A 16,885-nucleotide genomic window follows, 5' to 3' on the forward strand; every position below is an offset into this window, starting at 1 on the left:
GGTCTGACATTCGGTGGACAACCGTATCGAACACGTGTTCGACCGGTGGTCACCAGCGCGCGACGGCCCCCACGCTGCCGAGCACCGACCGGGTCTTCGTCTCGACCTCGTCCGCTTCGTCACGGGCGTCGGAGGACCAGGTGACCGCGCCACCGGCCCCGAGCGTCCGCGACCGGACGCGCGGCCCGAGCGCCCCACCAGGACCACCAGGACCACCGGGCTCGACCACCGTCACCAGTGTGCGGATGGCCACCGACAGATCGACCGCCCCGCTCGCCGAGAAGTACCCGATCGCGCCCGCGTAGACCCCGCGCGACACGTCCTCCAACCCGTCGGCGATCGTCATCGCACTGATCTTCGGCGCACCGGTCATCGATCCAGGAGGGAACGCCGCCCGCACCACGTCCGCCCGCGAGGTCCCCGGTGGCACCACACCAGCGATCGTGGACACGAGCTGGTGCACGCTCGCGTACGTCTCGACGTCGCACAGCCGGTCGACGCGCACGGACCCGGGCACCGCCGTCCGGAGCAGGTCGTTCCGCAGCAGATCGACGATCATCACGTTCTCGGCACGGTCCTTGACGCTCGTCGCGAGTCCGTCCCGCTGCGCCCGGTCCGCCTCCGGATCCGCCAGTCGCCGTCGCGTGCCCTTGATCGGCTCCGCGAGCACGCACCCGTCGGCGTCGACCCGCAGGAAGCGCTCCGGTGACCGACTCGCGACGCGCAACGGCCCGAGCCGCAGGTACGCACCGAACGGGACGGGGTCCGCGGCGCGCATCCGCAGGTACTCGTCCAGCTGCGGGTCAGCGCCGCGGCCCAGTCCGTCGACGGGCAGCACGAACGCGGTGGTGAGGCAGACCTGGAACGCGGTGCCGTCGCGGATCGCGGCGCGGCACGCGTCCACCGAGCGCTCGTAGGCGGCGCGTGTGACGCGACCGGTCGCCTCCAGACCGGACGGGAGGCTCGGGGACGCGTCGACGGGACCGGTGACCGTCGGCAGAGCGGTCACCGTGCCGAGCCAGGTCCGGTTCGCCGCGGAGGCCACCGGTTCTGCGTCGTCGACGAGCGTCAGCGCCCATGCCGCACCGTCGTCCCGGACGACGACGGCACGGTCCACGAACCGGAGGTCGGCGTCGGCGTGCTCGTCTGCCGTCCGGTCGGGTCCGCCCGACTCGCGACCGAGCTCGTAGCCGAGGAACCCGACCCACCCGAGCGCGAACCCGAGCCCCGCGACCGGCTCCGACAGCCGCGGCGTGCGCTCGAGCAGATCGGCCAGCACGGTGAACGCGGGACGGTCCTCGGAGCGGGACGAGCCGAACCACCGCCGGGACGGTTCGGCGATGTCGAGGTGCGCCCGCCGCTCCTCGTGCCGGAACCGCACCGCGAACGGCCCGTCGCACAGCGCGAGCACCGACCACCGCGCGCGACCACGCGCGCGGTCAGGAGCACCCGCCGGCAGTGCGGAGTCGAGCCAGACGACGTCACCGCCGGATGCGACCGCGAGGTCGGCGAGGTCGACCCCGTCGACCCTGCGCGATGCGATCCGCGGGGTCAGACGGCCGCGATCGTCCACGACGCGTCGTGCGAGCCACCCGGCGCGAGCACCACGAGCCCGCGGTCCGCGCCCGCGTTGAAGGCATCGGGGGCGCAGGTCATCGGCTCGACGGCGAGGCCGGCACGGTGGTACTCCGGGACGACGTGGTCGGCGGTGTGCACCTGCACCCACGGGCACTCCGGCCCGAACGCCATCACGACCCCGTGCCCGTCGGCAGCGGTGAGCACGATCGTGGCGGTGCCGCCGTCGGCTCGGTCGAAGCCGGTGAAGGCGTGGTCGACGAACCGGGGGCCGACTGGCGTCGGCGTGCGCATGTCGAACTCGTCGTGGACGGGCACGAGCGCGGTCGGGACCAGGCGGTCCTCGGTGACCTCGAGCACCTCGGCCGCCGGGAGCGTCAGCGTCCAGTCGTCGACGGTCCCCTCCCCCGCGCGCAGGTACGGGTGCGGGCCGGTGCCCCACGGTGCCGCAGCGTCGCCGGTGTTCGTCCCGGTGACGGTGGTGTGCAGCCCGTCGGCGTCCACGCGGTGGACCACACGGACCTCGACACGGTACGGGTACCCGAACTGCGCGGCGATCGTCGTCGTCAGGACAGCACGGTCCGGCTCGTGCGCGACGACGACGAAGTCCGTCCACGCCACCAGACCGTGCAGGGCATGCGACCGTCGGGGCTCGGTGAGTGCGAGCTCGTGGTCCTCGCCACCGAAGGAGTACCGGCCGTCGACGACCCGGTTCGGCCACGGTGCGAGGACGGCCCCGCGGAACACCGGACGGACCTCGTCCGCGTCGAACGGCACCACGAGGTCACGACCGTCGTGCCGCAGCGTGCGGAGTGTGGCGCCGACGGTGGCGATCTCGGCGGTGTACCCGGCGGCGGCGATCGTCAGCTGCGAACCGGAGAGAGGGGCGTCGTTGCTCATGCGATCAGCGTAGCGGCGGGCCCGGCGAACGGGAGAAGCCCCGCTCTCCTGTGGAGAACGGGGCTTCGTGGGTGGATCTGAGGGGACTCGAACCCCTGACCCCCTGCATGCCATGCAGGTGCGCTACCAGCTGCGCCACAGACCCAGATCTGTTCCTCCGGCTTCCCGGAGGCACCACAGAAGCGTACACCATCCGCGACCCGGGGAGGGAAATCGGACCAGCACCCCGGGCGCGTCGGCCGCTACGCGGTGTGCTCGGCGCCGGCTTCCGCGCCGATCGCCAGCGGGATGGTCGGGCAGTCCGACCAGAGCCGCTCGAGCGAGTAGTACTGACGGTCTTCCTCGTGGAAGACGTGCACGACGACGTCGCCGAAGTCGATGAGGACCCAGCGGCCTTCGCTCCGGCCTTCACGGCGCAGTGTCTTTGCGCCGGCCTGGAGCATGCGGTCCTCGACCTCGTCCGCGATGGCCATCACGTTGCGCTCGTTGCGCCCGGTCGCCAGCAGGAACACGTCGGTGAGCTGCAGCGGCCCGGTCACGTCGAGGGCGACGAGGTCTTCGGCCTGCTTGGCGTCGGCCGCACCAGCGGCGACCTGTACGAGTTCCAGTGCGCGAGAGGAGGCGGTCACGGAGTCCTTCCGGTAGTCACCCGGCACAGCGCCGGATGGGACATGATCATAGGCCACGCCACCGACGGCAGCGAGGTCCGGGGCCGGACGCGGAACGTCAGGACCCGAAGAAGTTGGTGGTGACGAGGGCCACGATGATGACCGCTGCCCCGGCGACGCCGACCGCGCCCACCGTCACGGCGATGATCGGCCACGTCCGCGACTCCTTGGGCTTGGCGGCGGCGAGCACCACCTGCCGCGTCGAGGTGTGGCTCGACACCGCACGGCTCGCCCGGACGGGACTGGCGTCGGTCTCGGGCTGTTCGTCGTGCTGGTCGAGCAGGCGGTCCACCTCGGCGCCGTCGATCGGGCGGTGCGATCCGGTCGAGGACAGCGATGCCGGCAGGTCGATCGACCCGGTGAGGATGACCTCACCGGTGGCGTTCAGGGCACCCGTCGGGTCGGCGAGGGCCGAGTTCGGCAGGATGATGGCGTTCGTACGGCTCTCCGCGACCCGGCGCTCGCCGGTCTCGGTGTCCTGCACCTCGGCGTCGTTGGAGTCGTGCGCGAGGGTCGACCAGTGGCCGGCCGGCGCTGCGAATGCCGTCGTGACGGGCTTCGGTTCGACCGGACGTCGGAAGGACGCGCCGTCGGGCTCCGGAGCATCCACAGCGTCGTCGTCGGAGGACCGGGACGCCTGGACGGGCACCTCGTTCGTGTCGTCGTCCTCCGCGTCGAGCGACAGCGGGAACACGCCGGGCTCCGAGGCGGACGGACGAGCGACGTCGACGTCAACGACGGGCTCGACCACCGCGGACTCCTCGGCGTCGAGGTCGCCCTGGGGGGCCCACGTCGAGCGGTGGCGTCGGGGCTCCTCGGCGTGCGCGGCGGCTTCCTCGAGGGGCTCGATCGCATCGGGCGAGCCGTCAGCGGCGGTGGCCTGCTCGACGGCGGCCGGGTCCAGTGCCACCGGGTGCGCGGCGTCGCGCTCGACTGCCGGGGACGCGGTGCGGTCCTCCTCCGGCAGCGACGCGACCGTCCCGAGGACGTCCTGCACCGTGCGGTCCGAGGAGTGCGGGGTGGGGTTGCGCAGCGGGACCGGACGGACGCTCTGTCCCTCGGCTTCGCGCATCTGGCGCATCTGCCGTCGGGTGAGCCCACCGGTCCCCGGCACGATCTCGGTGGCGGACGCCGGCGGCGCCGAGGAGACCGGGGCCGAGGAGGTCGGCGCCGAGGAGACCGGCGCAGAGGAGACCGGCGCAGAGGAAGCCGGCGCAGAGGAAGCCGGCGCAGAGGAGACCGGCGCTGGGCCCTGGGCCGGCGCAGCGGCCGCGGGGGCGACGTGGGAGCCGGGGCGACGACGACCGCCGTCGGCGGAGGCGGGTGCACTCGAGGGCACGGTGGGCGGCGGGGTCACGGGCTGCGCGCCGGCGCCAGCCGCGCGCTCACGCTCGCGCGCCTGGCGCCGCGACAGTGGCGGCTGCGCGTCGGACGGACTCATGCAACGCTCCGATACAGGTGATGCTTGGTGATGTACTGGACGACACCGTCGGGGACCAGGTACCACACGGGGTTCCCCTGTCGGACCCGGTCGCGGCAGTCGGTCGAGGATATGGCCAGGGCCGGGACTTCGAGCAGGCTCACGTCGCGTTCGGGCAGTCCGCTGATGCTGAGGTCGTGCCCGGGGCGGGTCACGGCGACGAAGTGCGCGAGGTCCCAGAGCCCATCATGGTCTTTCCAGTCGAGGATCTGCTGGACGGCGTCTGCGCCGGAGATGAAGACGAGCTGCGCGTCGGGGCGCTGGTCGTGCAGGTCGCGGAGCGTGTCGACCGTGTACGTCGGGCCCGGACGGTCGATGTCCACGCGGCTGACGGTGAACATCGGGTTCGACGCGGTCGCGATGACCGTCATCAGGTAGCGGTGCTCGGCGTCCGTGACGCCCGACTTCATGTAGGGCTGCCCGGTCGGCACGAAGACGACCTCGTCGAGGTCGAACGACTTCGCGACCTCGGACGCGGCGACGAGGTGGCCGTGGTGGATGGGGTCGAACGTGCCACCCATCACGCCGATACGGGGCCGCCCCGAGCTCTCGAGCATCGAGCGGCGCGTCAGATCTTGGTGTGGCCGAACTCGTCCACACCGGTCTCGTGCGTGCGGGTGGCTTCGAACTTGTTCGAGTGACGGTAGGCGACGTCGCGGAACGACCAGGTGACGAACCCGAGGAAGATGAAGAACGCGGCGGCCACGACCGGGAAGATGAACGCGGGGACCGACGAGGCGTGCTCGGCGGCTTCTGCGATGAGGGTCATGGTTCGTGGCTCCGATCGGTCGGGGAAGACTGCGGACCAGTCTAGCCGCGGATCTGTCCCTGTCCGCGCACGACCCACTTCGTGCTGGTGAGTTCCGGCAGGCCCATCGGACCCCGCGCGTGCAGCTTCTGCGTGGAGATGCCGACCTCGGCCCCGAAGCCGAACTCGCCGCCGTCGGTGAAACGCGTCGAGGCGTTCACCATGACCACGGCGGAGTCGACCGCGGCGAGGAACCGCTCGGCGGTGTCGACGTCGTTCGTCACGATGGACTCGGTGTGGTGCGTCGACCACCGCGCGATGTGCGCCATCGCGGCGTCGACGTCGGGCACGACGCGGATGGACAGGTCGAGGTCCATCGACTCGGTCGCCCAGTCCGCCTCGGTCGCCCGGAGCACGCCCGGCACGATCCGCCGGGTCTCGTCGTCGCCGCGGAGCGTCACGCCGGCGGCCCGGAGGCGGTCGGCGAGGGTCGGCAGCAGGCGTTCGGCCGCGGCTCCGTGCACGAGGAGCGTCTCGAGGGCGTTGCACACGCTCGGCCGCTGCACCTTGCTGTTGAGGACGATGTCGACGGCGCGGTCGAGCGGGGCGGACTCGTCGAGGAACACGTGCACGACGCCGGCACCCGTCTCGATGACCGGCACCTGGGACTCCGTGACGACGGTCTGGATGAGCGACGCGCTCCCCCGCGGGATGAGGACGTCGACCAGGCCGCGGGCACGCATCAGCTCGGTTGCGCCCTGGCGGCCGAACTCGTCGATGGTCTGCACGAGCGCACGCGGCAGCCCGACCGACGCCACCGCGTCCTGGATGCGGGCGACGAGCACGGCGTTGGTCCGCTGGGCTGCCGACCCACCGCGGAGCACGACGGCGTTGCCGCTCTTGAGCGCGAGGCTCGCGATGTCGACGGTGACGTTCGGCCGTGCCTCGTAGATCGCGCCGACGACACCGAACGGCACGCGGACCTGGGAGAGCTGGAGGCCGTTCGGCAGCACCGACCCCCGCACGGACTGCCCGACGGGGTCCGTGAGCCCCACGACGTGCTCCACCGCGGACGCGAGGGACTCGATGCGGACCGGGTCGAGCCGGAGGCGGTCGAGCAGCCCGCCGGACAGACCCGACTCCTCGCCGGCGACGAGGTCACCGTGGTTCGCCGCGACGATCTCGTCACTCGCGGCACGGACGCCCGCGGCGATCGCCAGGAGCGCCGCGTCCTTGACCGCGGTCGTCGCGGTCGCCAGGGATGCTGCAGCGGCGCGGGATGCCTCGAGCGTGTCCGTGAGGGTCGGTGCGGGTGCGGTCAGCGACATGGATCGATTGTAGGTGCGCGCCCTCCCTGGTGACGGCTGACCACGACCGACCGGACACGGCCGGCCCGGGCGGTGACGGGCACGGACCTGGCCGGCCCGGGATGTGACGGGGGCGAGCCGACGGACCAGGGCGAGCCGAGCCTCCAGGCCGTCGGACGCAGCCGTCTCAGGACCGCGGCGCGGCGTGGAACCAGGTGCCGACGTGCTCGCCGGCCAGCGCCTGCGCGACCAGCGCGGTGTCGGTGACCAGCACGCTCGTCCCGGCCTCGGCGGCGAGCCGGGCCGCGGCGACCTTCGTGCCGGCTCCCCCGGTGCCGACCCCGGCCGCGCCGACCGAACCGAAGGTCACTCCGGCGAGCTCGTCCCCGAAGGCGACCTCGTCGATCCGTTCCGCACCGGGTTGTTCCGGCGGCCGGGTGTAGAGCGCCTCGATGTCGGAGAGCAGCACGAGTGCGTCCGCGCCGAGGAGTCGCGCGACGAGTGCGGCGAGCCGGTCGTTGTCACCGAACCGGATCTCGTGGGTGGCGACGGTGTCGTTCTCGTTGACGATCGGCAGCACGCGGAGGGCCAGCAGCCGGTCGATCGCCCGCTGCGCGTTGACCCGGTGCGTCGGGTTCTGCAGGTCGCCCGCGGTGAGGAGGATCTGTGCGGCGACGACGCCGTGCCGGTCGAGCTGCTGCTGGTACCGGAACATGAGGACGTTCTGCCCGGTGGCGGCGGCCGCCTGCTGGGTGGCGAGGTCGTCCGGACGCCCCTCGATGCCGAGGAACGGGAAGCCCGTCGCGATGGCCCCCGACGACACCAGCACCACCTCGGTGCCCCGCGCGTGCGCGCCGACGAGGGCGTCGACCAGGGACCCGATCTGCCCGGTGTTCGGGCCGCTGACCGACGAGGACCCGACCTTCACGACGAGCCGCCTGGCCCGCGGGATGTCCGCGCGCGAAGCGACGGGTCCGAGGTCGGGGCGGTCGGTCGTGTCGGTCATCTGCTGCTCAGTCCCTGCTGTCGTCGGTGGTGCCGCCGTCGCCGTCCTCGTCGGCCCACAGCCCGGACCGGCGCTCGGCTTCGAGTTCGGCGCGCGCGGCGGCCTTGGCGTCCATGCGCTCGAAGTACTCCTCGCGGCGCTGGTTGCGGGTCGGGCGCATGTTCATGTCGACGCGGGCGTCCGTGCCGCGGGCACTCGTGATGAGCTCCGCGGTCGAGGTGAGCGTCGGCTCCCAGTCGAAGACCATGCCGCCCTCGCCACCGATGACGACGGTGGACCCGGCGACGGCGCCGGCCTTGAACAAGCCGTCCTCGACCCCGAGCTTGGCGAGCCGGTCGGCCAGGTAGCCGATCGCCTCCTCGTTCTCGAAGTCGGTCTGCTGGACCCAGCGCTCGGGCTTCGACCCGCGGACGCGGTAGAAGCGGTGCTCCTCGCCGCCCTCGGCCCGCACGGTGAACCCGCCCTTGGCGTCGACGGCCTTCGGGCGGATGACGATGCGCTCCTGGACCGGCTCGGCGGCGGCCGTGGCCCTGGCCTGCTCGACGATGTCGGCGAGCGCGAAGGTCAGCTCGCGGAGGCCCGCGTGGGAGGCGGTGGAGATCGGGAACACGCGGTAGCCGCGGGCCTCGAGCTCGGGCGTCACGAACGCGGCGAGCTCGGCGGCGTCCGGGACGTCGATCTTGTTGAGCGCGATGAGCTGCGGGCGCTCGGCGAGCGGGATCTGCCCCTCCGGCACCGGGTAGCGCTCGAGTTCGCGGAGCAGGACGTCGAGGTCGCTCACCGGGTCACGGCCGGGGTCGAGCGTCGCGCAGTCGATGACGTGCAGCAGCACCTCGCAGCGCTCCACGTGGCGGAGGAACTCGAGACCGAGGCCCTTGCCCTCGGACGCACCCTCGATCAGTCCGGGGACGTCGGCCACGGTGAAGCGGACCTCGCCGGACTCGACGACGCCGAGGTTCGGGGTGAGGGTGGTGAACGGGTAGTCGGCGATCTTCGGCTTGGCGGCGGACACCGCGGCGATGAGCGAGGACTTGCCGGCGCTCGGGTAGCCGACCAGGGCGACGTCGGCGATCGTCTTGAGCTCGAGGCGGACGTCACCGGACTCCCCCTCGGTGCCGAGGAGCGCGAACCCGGGGGCCTTGCGCTTGGTCGTGGCGAGGGCCGCGTTGCCGAGACCGCCCTGGCCGCCCTGCGCCACGACGACGCGCATGCCGGGCTCGGTCATGTCGGCGATCAGGTCGCCGTCCTCGGCGAAGACGACGGTGCCGACCGGCACGGGGAGCTCGAGGACCTCGCCCGAGACACCGCTGCGCATGTCGCCCATCCCGGGCTGGCCGTTGCGGCTCGAGCGGTGCGGGGACCGGTGGTAACCGAGCAGCGTCGTGACCTGCGGGTCGGCGACGAGCACGATGTCGCCACCGTCGCCACCGTTGCCGCCGTCCGGGCCGGCGAGCGGCTTGAACTTCTCACGGCGGACGGACACGCAGCCGTTGCCGCCGTTCCCTGCCCGCAGGTGCAGGATCACGTCGTCGACGAACGTCGCCATGGGGTGTTCACACTTTCGTAGAAATGGGAAGGAGGGGCAGGCACGCGGCCTGCCCCTCCTCCTGAGACTTGCGTCGTCGGTTGCGCCTGGTGCTAGGCGTTGACGATGTTGATGACCTTGCGGCCACCCTTGGTGCCGAACTCGACCGAGCCGGCGGCCAGGGCGAACAGCGTGTCGTCGCCACCGCGGCCGACGTTGGCGCCCGGGTGGAAGTGCGTGCCGCGCTGGCGGACGATGATCTCGCCGGCGTTGACGACCTCGCCACCGAAGCGCTTCACGCCGAGGCGCTGTGCGTTCGAGTCGCGACCGTTGCGAGTGGAACTCGCACCCTTCTTGTGTGCCATGAGATGACTCCCTTACGCGATCTTGGTGATCTTGACGCGGGTCAGCTCAGCGCGGAAACCCTGGCGCTTCTTGTACCCGGTCTTGTTCTTGAACTTCTGGATGATGACCTTCTTGCCGCGGAGGTCCTCGAGCACCTCGGCGGTGACGGTCACCTTGGCCAGGTCGGTCGCGGCGGAGGTGATGGAGTCACCGTCCACGAGGAGCACGGGCGCGAGCTCGATGTTGCCCTGGTCATCGGCCTTTGCACGATCGATGGTGATGATCGTGCCGACCTCGACCTTCTCCTGACGGCCGCCGGCGCGCACTACTGCGTAAACCACGTGGAAATCCTTACGTAACTCTGCTTGAGGGAAGTCTCGGGTGCCCAGGCACGATCATGACGGTCGGAACCGATGACCAGCCACAGGCGGAACGGCCAGCTGACCGAACGGCACAGTGACACCAGGGATCGAGAATACTCGATGCCCAGGGGTCCGGTCAAACGCACGACACACGTAGTCTGTCGGAGTGACCGTGTTGATCGACCCGCCGACGTGGCCCGCACACGAGACCGTGTGGTCGCACCTCGTCAGTGACACATCGTACGCGGAGCTCCACGCGTTCGCCGCGCGTGCCGACATCCCGCCGCGGGCGTTCGACCACGACCACTACGACGTCCCGCTCGCGCGCTACGAGGAGCTCGTGGCGCTCGGAGCGCTCCCCGTCACGGGTCGCGAGCTCGTGCTGCGGCTGATCCGGAGCGGGCTGCGGGTGGCGCAGCGCGACAAGCGCGCGGGCTGAGCGCAACGGTCGGACCGCCGGACCGTCGCCGGGCGAGTCCTCGCGCCGAGCGACGCTCCACGCGCTCGGCGGCGCGTGGAGTGTCGGTGAGCGCGAGAGTACGCAGGCCCGGGCCTGACGCGGGTCCGGCGGGGCTCAGCGCCCGGGCGGCGGCCCCCACGGGTTCGACGGGGGCTGCTGCGGCTGGCCGTACTGCTGTGGCGGCGGCGCGAACGACGACCGCGGCTGCCCCGGCTGCGGCTGACCCGGCTGCTGCGGCTGGCCCGGCTGCGGCTGGCCCGGCTGCTGCTGCTGTGGCGCGAGGGACGCCACCGTCGCCGGCGGGACGGCGTCAGCGGGCCGGACGGACCCGGGCAGCCCGGCTGCACGGCGGCCGGTCCCGGCGCGGGGACGGCCGAGCCAGAGCCACGTGACGGTCGCCGTGGCGAGGAGCATGGCGGTCAGCGGAACGCCGCGCTGCAGCGGCGTGGTGACGACGTCGACGACGAGTCGGCCGGGTCCGGCGTCGACCGCCGCGTACGCGCCCGTGAAGACACCGACGAGGGCGAGGACGACCGTCCCCGCTGCCCCGGCGAGCACGGCCCGGAGGAGCACCACCGGCAGCGGGCTCCGGCGCGTGACCGGGGTCAGGAACGCCAGGGCGAGGAACGCCCCCGCGTAGAACGGGAACGGACTCACGAACACCGCGGTCGCGAAGCTCAGCAGCACGGTCTGGCCGCCGTACGACGCGAAGGGGCTGACCGACACGCTCGTGCCGATCATGCCGACGAGTCCGGACACGGCCTGGATCGCGACGAGCCCGATCACCGCGATCGCGGCCCCGACGACCGCGGCCGCCGAGGCCCCCGGGGCGAACGCCCGCGTCGGGTCCCCCGCCCGCCGCGGAGGCCGCGGCGGGGCGAAGGGAGCGGAACCGTACTGCGGCGGCTGCTGTGGCTGCTGCTGCCACCCGGCACCGTAGTACCCCCGGTCGTGCTGCGGGCGCTGCTCGGGGTTCGTCACCGTCAGCTCCCCAGGATCACGGTGCCGTCGTCGGTCGTTCCCTGCTCGGTGGTCGCCGGGGCGCTGATGCTGCCCGACGAGACCCGACGGGACCGGCTGCGGCCCTGACCCGGCTGCTTCGGCTCTGGGAGCGCCTGCAGCACCGAGTCGAGGAGCGAGTCGGCGTCGGGAGCCTTGCGCGGCTCGCGCTTCGTCACCGCGACGGGGATGTCGAGGATCGCCACGGTGGTGTCCGCCGGGGTGACGGGTGCCGACGACGACACGCGGCGGCGGGCCGGCGCGCTCTCCTTCGGCGACTCCACCGGAGCCGGTTCGACGGACGCGGACGTCGCCGCAGCAGCAGGAGCGGACGCAGCGGGTGCGTCGGCGGACGCGGCCGGCACGGTCAGCACGCCGTCGGTCGATGTCGGCGCGGACTGCTCCGAGCTCGCCCGACCGCCGCGACGACGGCGACGCTTCGAGCCGCCGGAGGACTCCCCCTCGCCGGACTCACCGGCGGGCGCCGAGGTCGGCGTCGCCGGGGACCCGGTCGAGGCCGCCGCCGGGAACCCGGCCGACGCCGGAGCGGATGCCGGAGAGGCGGACGACGCAGCACCCGTCGCCGCGGCTTCCTCGTGCGCGAGCGTCGAGGCGGCGATGCGCGACAGGGCGTTCTTCACGTCGTCGGTGATCTGGTGCGCCTGGGACGACTTCTGTTCCTGCGAGCCGGAGCCGGAGCCGTTCCCGCCACCGTTCGCACCGGTGCCCGACCCACCACGGGCCTTCCGGCGGCCCTTCGTGGGCCCGGGGTCCGCGTTGTTGTCGTTCACCTTGGCGTTGACCTCGTCGAGGGACTCGCGGAGCCCGACGCCGATCTTCTTGCGGGTCATCTGCACGAGGCCGAGCGAGGTGACCTCGGCGACCTGGTGCTTCGTCCGGTCGCGGCTGAGGCACTCCATCAGGCGACGGAGGACGAGGTCGCGGTTCGACTCGAGCACCATGTCGATGAAGTCGACGACGATGATCCCGCCGATGTCCCGCAGGCGGAGCTGGCGGACGATCTCCTCGGCGGCCTCGAGGTTGTTCTTCGTGACGGTCTCCTCGAGGTTGCCGCCGGAGCCGACGAACTTCCCCGTGTTGACGTCGACGACCGTCATGGCCTCGGTGCGGTCGATGACGAGCGAGCCTCCGGAGGGCAGCCAGACCTTGCGGTCGAGCGCCTTCTCGATCTGCTCGTTGAGGCGGTACTCCTCGAAGGAGTCCGGGCCGTCGTAGATCTCGACACGGTCCTTCAGGTCCGGCGCGACGGCGTCGAGGTACTCCTCGATCGTGCCGCGGGCGGCGTCGCCGTCGATGACCAGCTTCGTGAAGTCCTCGTTGAAGACGTCACGGACGATCTTCACGAGCAGGTCGGGCTCCGAGTGGAGCATGACGGGGGCGGTGCCGTGCTCGACCTTCTTCTGGATGGCCTCCCACTGCGCGGTGAGGCGCTGCACGTCGCGCGTCAGCTGCTCCTCCGTGGCGCCCTCGGCCGCGGTGCGGACGATCACGCCGGCGTGCTCCGGGAGCACCTCCTTGAGGATCTTCTTCAGGCGCGCACGCTCGGTGTCCGGCAGCTTGCGGGAGATGCCGTTCATCGAGCCGTTCGGCACGTAGACCAGGTAGCGGCCCGGCAGCGAGACCTGGCTGGTCAGGCGAGCGCCCTTGTGGCCGACGGGGTCCTTCGTGACCTGAACGAGGACCTTGTCGCCCGGCTTGAGCGCGGCCTCGATGCGACGGCCGTGGTTGCCGGTCTCGACGGAGTTCCAGTCGACCTCACCGGCGTAGAGCACGGCGTTCCGGCCGCGGCCGATGTCGACGAAGGCCGCCTCCATCGAGGGGAGCACGTTCTGGACCTTGCCGAGGTACACGTTGCCGATGAGCGACACGTTGTGCGACTTCGTCACGTAGTGCTCGGCGAGCACGTTGTCCTCGATGACGCCGATCTCGATCTTCTGCGCGCTCGAGCGGACGATCATCTGCCGGTCGACGCTCTCGCGGCGCGCGAGGAACTCGTCCTCGGTGACGACCTGGCGGCGGCGGCCGGCGTCGCGACCGTCACGGCGGCGCTGCTTCTTCGCCTCGAGCCGGGTCGAGCCCTTCACCTTCTGCGGCTCGGTGATGCACTCGACCTCGCGGCGGCGCGGCTCCTGGTGGTCACGCGGCTCGCGCGGCTCACGGTCGGCGCTGCTGCCGCGGCGACGGGTGCGACGGCGGCTGCCGCCCTGCTCGTCGCGGTCGTCCTCGTCGTCCCAGCGGTCGTCGCGCTCGGACCGCTCAGCGCGCTCGGACCGGTCAGACCGCTCGGAGCGCGCGGACCGGGCCGGCAGCTCCGGCAGGACCGGGGCGTGGAAGATCAGGCTGAGCGTCGACGTGGCCTTCGGCACGACGGGCTCGGTGGGCGCCTCGGTCGCGGGCTGGGCCGGCTGCTCCGCCGCGCGTGCGACGGGCTCGTCCGGCTGCTCGGCGACCGGCTCGGATGCGTCGTCCGCCTCCGAGTCCGCCACCGCTGCCACCTCGGCCTCGGTCGCGACGACGGGCAGGGCACCCGTCACGGTGCTGACGTCGTGCGCCGCCGGCGCCCCGGTCGTGACGGCGACCTCGACCGAGACGGCCGTGGTCACGTCGGTCGCACCGTCGGCTGCGTCCGGACGGGAGGCGCCGCTCGCCTCCGTCACGGGCGTCGCCGACGCCGCGGTGTCCGTCGCGGAACCGGCGCCGGTCTGGTCGACCGGTGTCGCGTCGGGCGAGGCGACCGTCTCGACCGCGTCGGTCGACGGTGCGCCGCCGCCACGGGCCTCCAGGCTGCCGGCGGACCGGGCGCGACGGCCGCCGAAGAGGCGCCCCCGTCGCTTCGGTGCGGTGTCGTCGTTGTTCGGGTTCGTGTTCTCGTTCTGCTCCACCATGGACTGGTGCACTCCTCGGCCCCGCCCGCACCCCTGGGGGGCGGCGGGAATTCTGTCGTTGTGGCGGACGGCGACCACGCCGCCCGCTCTCGCTGGTTTCGTGACCGTCCGGCGTCGACATCTTCATGTGGTCCGCGCACGTTCCGTGCGGAGCACCCGGCTCCGCTCGGCTCGGCGTCGGAGTGACGCGTCGTCCGGTCACGGCGCGCTCTCACCGCGCCTGATCGTCCGGGCATGCGCCCGGAAAGCTCTCGTCGTCGCGCGGATCGGCCGCGTGACTGCTCCATCATCGCACGCGAGGCCGAGGAAGGCGCAGACCGTCATGTCATGATGTCGGCGTGACCACGACAGCACCCACCACCCGTCGTCCCGTCGCGATCGCGATCCTGCTGCTCGTCACCGGGGCCGTGGGGCTCTACGCCGCGTTCCGACTGGTGCTCGACGAGTTCGCGAAGTACGAGAACCCGAAGGCGGTGCTCTCCTGCGACGTCAGCCCGTTCGTGAACTGCTCGAACGTGATGGCCAGCGCCCAGGGGCACCTGTTCGGCTTCCCGAACCCGCTGCTCGGCCTGATGGGCTTCGTCGCACCGATCGCCGTCGGTGTCGCACTCCTCGCGGGCATCCGCGGCGCGAAGTGGTTCTGGCTGGCCTTCAACGCCGGACTCTTCCTGGCGTGGGTCTTCGTGACGTGGCTGTTCACGCAGACCGTCTGGTTCATCGGCTACCTCTGCCCGTGGTGCATGCTCGTCTGGTCCATGACGATCCCGTTGTTCTGGGTCTTCACGATCTGGAACATGTCCCGCGGCACCTTCGGTCCCCGCGCCGAGCGGCTCGGTCGCACGCTGCTGCCCTTCTGCTGGGCGATCCCACTGGCGAACTACCTGTTCATCGCCGTGGTGATCCTCATCGAGTTCCCGACGGTGCTGTCCACGCTCTGACGCCGCTGCGTGCCGAGACTCGGTGACACGTCACCGTATTCCTGGACTCTTCCCAGCCAGGGCGACCCTGCCGGGTCCGGGCAGCCGTTACGCTCGGTGTCGATGAGCGACAACGAGAGCAAGAAGGCTCGCCGGAACGCGGCCCGCGAGCGCGCCGCCGCCCAGCGCGCGAAGGACAAGGCCCGCAGGCGCCGCAACAAGACGCTGACGATCAGCGGCATCATCGTCGGTGCCCTCGCCGTCGTCGCCGTCGTCGTGCTGGTCATCGCCAACTCGGTGCAGCCCGCCGGCCCCGGGCCGAAGAACATGGCGAGCGACGGCATCGTGCTGCACGGGCAGAACGGCAAGATCGTGCCGGTGACCACGAAGGGCATCCCCGACGGCGGGAAGCCCACGGCCACGAAGCAGGACGACTCGGTCGCGAACATCACCGTGTACGAGGACTACATGTGCCCGATCTGCAACCAGTTCGAGACCGGCAACATGGCGCAGATCAAGAAGTGGGTCGAGAACGGCTCCGCCACGCTCGAGGTCCACCCCTTCAACCTGCTCGACCGTTCGTCGCTCGGCTCCAAGTACTCGACCCGTTCGGCCGCCGCGGCCGCCTGCGTGGCGAACTACGACCCCGACGCGTTCCTCGACTACAACTCCGCGCTGTACGAGAACCAGCCGTCCGAGGGCACGCGAGGGCTGACCAACGACAAGCTCGCGTCCATCGCGAAGAGCGTCGGCGCCACGAACGACAACGTCGCGTCCTGCATCACCGACCAGAAGTTCGCCGGGTGGGTGGCCGACGCCACGAACCGGGTGCTGACGCAGCCGCTCGCGAACTCGGACATCCCGAAGCTCACCGGTACCCCGACCGTCATCGTGAACGGCAAGCAGTACAACGCCCAGGGCACCAGCGCCTGGAGCGACACCGACGCCTTCGCCGCGTTCGTCGAGCAGAACGGTGGCGCCGTCAAGTAGGCCCACCCCGCAACGACGGAACAGCCCCCGCACGCTCGGCGTGCGGGGGCTGTTCCATTGACGGGCGCGTGCCGCAATGGCCTGGAGGCCCGGTGCCGGTCCGCCGGACGCGCGCCGGGCCTCCAGGCGGTCCCGGCACCGGCTGCACGAGCGAACGCACTCCGCGCCACGTGGTTCCGTGGTGCGGAGTGCGTTCGGTCGTGCGAAGGGCGGCCTGCCAGCGGACAGCAGCCGCCAGCGGCCGCCGCGGCGTCAGCGGCTCAGGCGAACCAGAGCGCGAGCTCGCGCGCGGCGGACTCGGGGCTGTCCGAGCCGTGCACCAGGTTCTGCTGCACCTTCAGGCCCCAGTCCCGGCCGAGGTCGCCACGGATCGTCCCGGGCGCGGCGGAGGTGGGGTCGGTGGTGCCGGCGAGCGACCGGAACCCGGCGATCGCGGCGTTCCCGGCGACGCGCACGGCGACGACCGGACCGGACTGCATGAACTCCACGAGCGGCTCGAAGAACGGCTTGCCCTGGTGCTCCTCGTAGTGGGCGTCGAGCAGGTCCCGCGGGGCGGTCAGCATCTTCAGGTCGACGATCTCGTAGCCCTTGGCCTCGATCCGGCGGAGGATCTCACCGGTCAGCTGGCGGGCGACACCGTCGGGCTTGACGAGGACGAGGGTCTCTTCGAAGTCGGACACGCAGTACTCCCTGTGGT

17 protein-coding genes and 1 tRNA gene are annotated in these 16,885 nt (G+C 71.8%); 3 read left to right on the forward strand and 15 right to left on the reverse strand.

Features of this window, described 5'->3' with window-relative positions; translation table 11 throughout:
* Positions 1-49 precede the first annotated feature (49 nt).
* The 12 genes from FS641_RS12205 to rplU all read right to left on the reverse strand — a co-directional run bounded on the left by FS641_RS12205 (position 50) and on the right by rplU (position 9,895).
* Positions 50-1,573, reverse strand: a complete 1,524-nt coding sequence (locus FS641_RS12205) for an anthranilate synthase component I family protein (RefSeq protein WP_186317735.1) — start codon at positions 1,571-1,573, stop codon at positions 50-52.
* A complete protein-coding gene (locus tag FS641_RS12210) occupies positions 1,552-2,475 on the reverse strand; it encodes an aldose 1-epimerase family protein (RefSeq protein ID WP_144764169.1) in 924 nt (307 codons plus the stop codon). Before FS641_RS12210 ends, FS641_RS12205 begins: the two co-directional genes overlap by 22 nt.
* 72 nt (positions 2,476-2,547) lie before the next feature.
* Positions 2,548-2,620: transfer RNA gene (locus FS641_RS12215), tRNA-Ala, on the reverse strand.
* 97 nt (positions 2,621-2,717) lie between these two features.
* The gene (gene rsfS / locus FS641_RS12220) at positions 2,718-3,104 is read right to left on the reverse strand and encodes a ribosome silencing factor (protein WP_144764171.1); all 387 of its coding nucleotides are present in this window, start codon (positions 3,102-3,104) and stop codon (positions 2,718-2,720) included.
* A gap of 97 nt (positions 3,105-3,201) precedes the next feature.
* On the reverse strand, positions 3,202-4,215 hold the full coding sequence (locus FS641_RS12225; RefSeq protein WP_186317736.1) for a hypothetical protein: 1,014 nt from the start codon (positions 4,213-4,215) through the stop codon (positions 3,202-3,204).
* Positions 4,216-4,580: 365 nt separating this feature from the next.
* On the reverse strand, positions 4,581-5,180 hold the full coding sequence (gene nadD, locus FS641_RS12235) for a nicotinate-nucleotide adenylyltransferase (RefSeq protein ID WP_144764175.1): 600 nt from the start codon (positions 5,178-5,180) through the stop codon (positions 4,581-4,583).
* An 11-nt stretch (positions 5,181-5,191) separates the two neighbouring features.
* Positions 5,192-5,392 (reverse strand): hypothetical protein, encoded by a 201-nt coding sequence (locus tag FS641_RS12240; RefSeq protein WP_144764177.1) that lies wholly within the window; start codon positions 5,390-5,392, stop codon positions 5,192-5,194.
* Between the two features lie 41 nt (positions 5,393-5,433).
* Positions 5,434-6,699 (reverse strand): glutamate-5-semialdehyde dehydrogenase, encoded by a 1,266-nt coding sequence (locus tag FS641_RS12245; RefSeq protein WP_144764179.1) that lies wholly within the window; start codon positions 6,697-6,699, stop codon positions 5,434-5,436.
* 166 nt (positions 6,700-6,865) lie between these two features.
* Entirely contained in the window at positions 6,866-7,684 is an 819-nt protein-coding gene (gene proB, locus FS641_RS12250) for a glutamate 5-kinase (RefSeq protein ID WP_144764181.1), read from the reverse strand.
* A gap of 7 nt (positions 7,685-7,691) precedes the next feature.
* Complete coding sequence (gene obgE, locus FS641_RS12255) at positions 7,692-9,230, reverse strand: GTPase ObgE (protein WP_144764183.1); 1,539 nt, start codon at positions 9,228-9,230, stop codon at positions 7,692-7,694.
* 92 nt (positions 9,231-9,322) lie between these two features.
* Positions 9,323-9,574 carry a 50S ribosomal protein L27 gene (gene rpmA, locus FS641_RS12260; protein ID WP_071298800.1) on the reverse strand — a complete coding sequence of 84 codons (252 nt, stop codon included), beginning with the start codon at positions 9,572-9,574 and terminating at the stop codon, positions 9,323-9,325.
* Positions 9,575-9,586: 12 nt separating this feature from the next.
* On the reverse strand, positions 9,587-9,895 hold the full coding sequence (gene rplU, locus FS641_RS12265; RefSeq protein ID WP_144764185.1) for a 50S ribosomal protein L21: 309 nt from the start codon (positions 9,893-9,895) through the stop codon (positions 9,587-9,589).
* 187 nt (positions 9,896-10,082) lie between these two features.
* On the opposite strand from rplU, the gene FS641_RS12270 reads away from it, so the two are divergent.
* Complete coding sequence (locus FS641_RS12270) at positions 10,083-10,355, forward strand: DUF4031 domain-containing protein (protein WP_144764187.1); 273 nt, start codon at positions 10,083-10,085, stop codon at positions 10,353-10,355.
* A gap of 135 nt (positions 10,356-10,490) precedes the next feature.
* On the opposite strand, the gene FS641_RS12275 is transcribed toward FS641_RS12270, so the two are convergent.
* Positions 10,491-11,357 (reverse strand): hypothetical protein, encoded by an 867-nt coding sequence (locus FS641_RS12275; RefSeq protein ID WP_144764189.1) that lies wholly within the window; start codon positions 11,355-11,357, stop codon positions 10,491-10,493.
* 2 nt (positions 11,358-11,359) lie between these two features.
* Positions 11,360-14,281, reverse strand: a complete 2,922-nt coding sequence (locus tag FS641_RS12280; RefSeq protein ID WP_144764191.1) for an Rne/Rng family ribonuclease — start codon at positions 14,279-14,281, stop codon at positions 11,360-11,362.
* Positions 14,282-14,619: 338 nt separating this feature from the next.
* Between FS641_RS12280 and FS641_RS12285 the strand changes: the two genes are divergently transcribed.
* Together FS641_RS12285 and FS641_RS12290 are read left to right on the forward strand one after the other, a co-directional pair.
* Complete coding sequence (locus FS641_RS12285) at positions 14,620-15,219, forward strand: vitamin K epoxide reductase family protein (RefSeq protein ID WP_260855807.1); 600 nt, start codon at positions 14,620-14,622, stop codon at positions 15,217-15,219.
* A 102-nt stretch (positions 15,220-15,321) separates the two neighbouring features.
* On the forward strand, positions 15,322-16,188 hold the full coding sequence (locus tag FS641_RS12290) for a thioredoxin domain-containing protein (protein ID WP_144764193.1): 867 nt from the start codon (positions 15,322-15,324) through the stop codon (positions 16,186-16,188).
* 260 nt (positions 16,189-16,448) lie between these two features.
* Here FS641_RS12290 and ndk read toward each other — a convergent pair whose 3' ends face one another.
* On the reverse strand, positions 16,449-16,868 hold the full coding sequence (ndk, locus tag FS641_RS12295; RefSeq protein WP_144764195.1) for a nucleoside-diphosphate kinase: 420 nt from the start codon (positions 16,866-16,868) through the stop codon (positions 16,449-16,451).
* Positions 16,869-16,885: the final 17 nt, after the last annotated feature.

Origin of the sequence: Curtobacterium sp. 9128, from assembly GCF_007673775.1 — a bacterium.
Taxonomy (GTDB): domain Bacteria; phylum Actinomycetota; class Actinomycetes; order Actinomycetales; family Microbacteriaceae; genus Curtobacterium.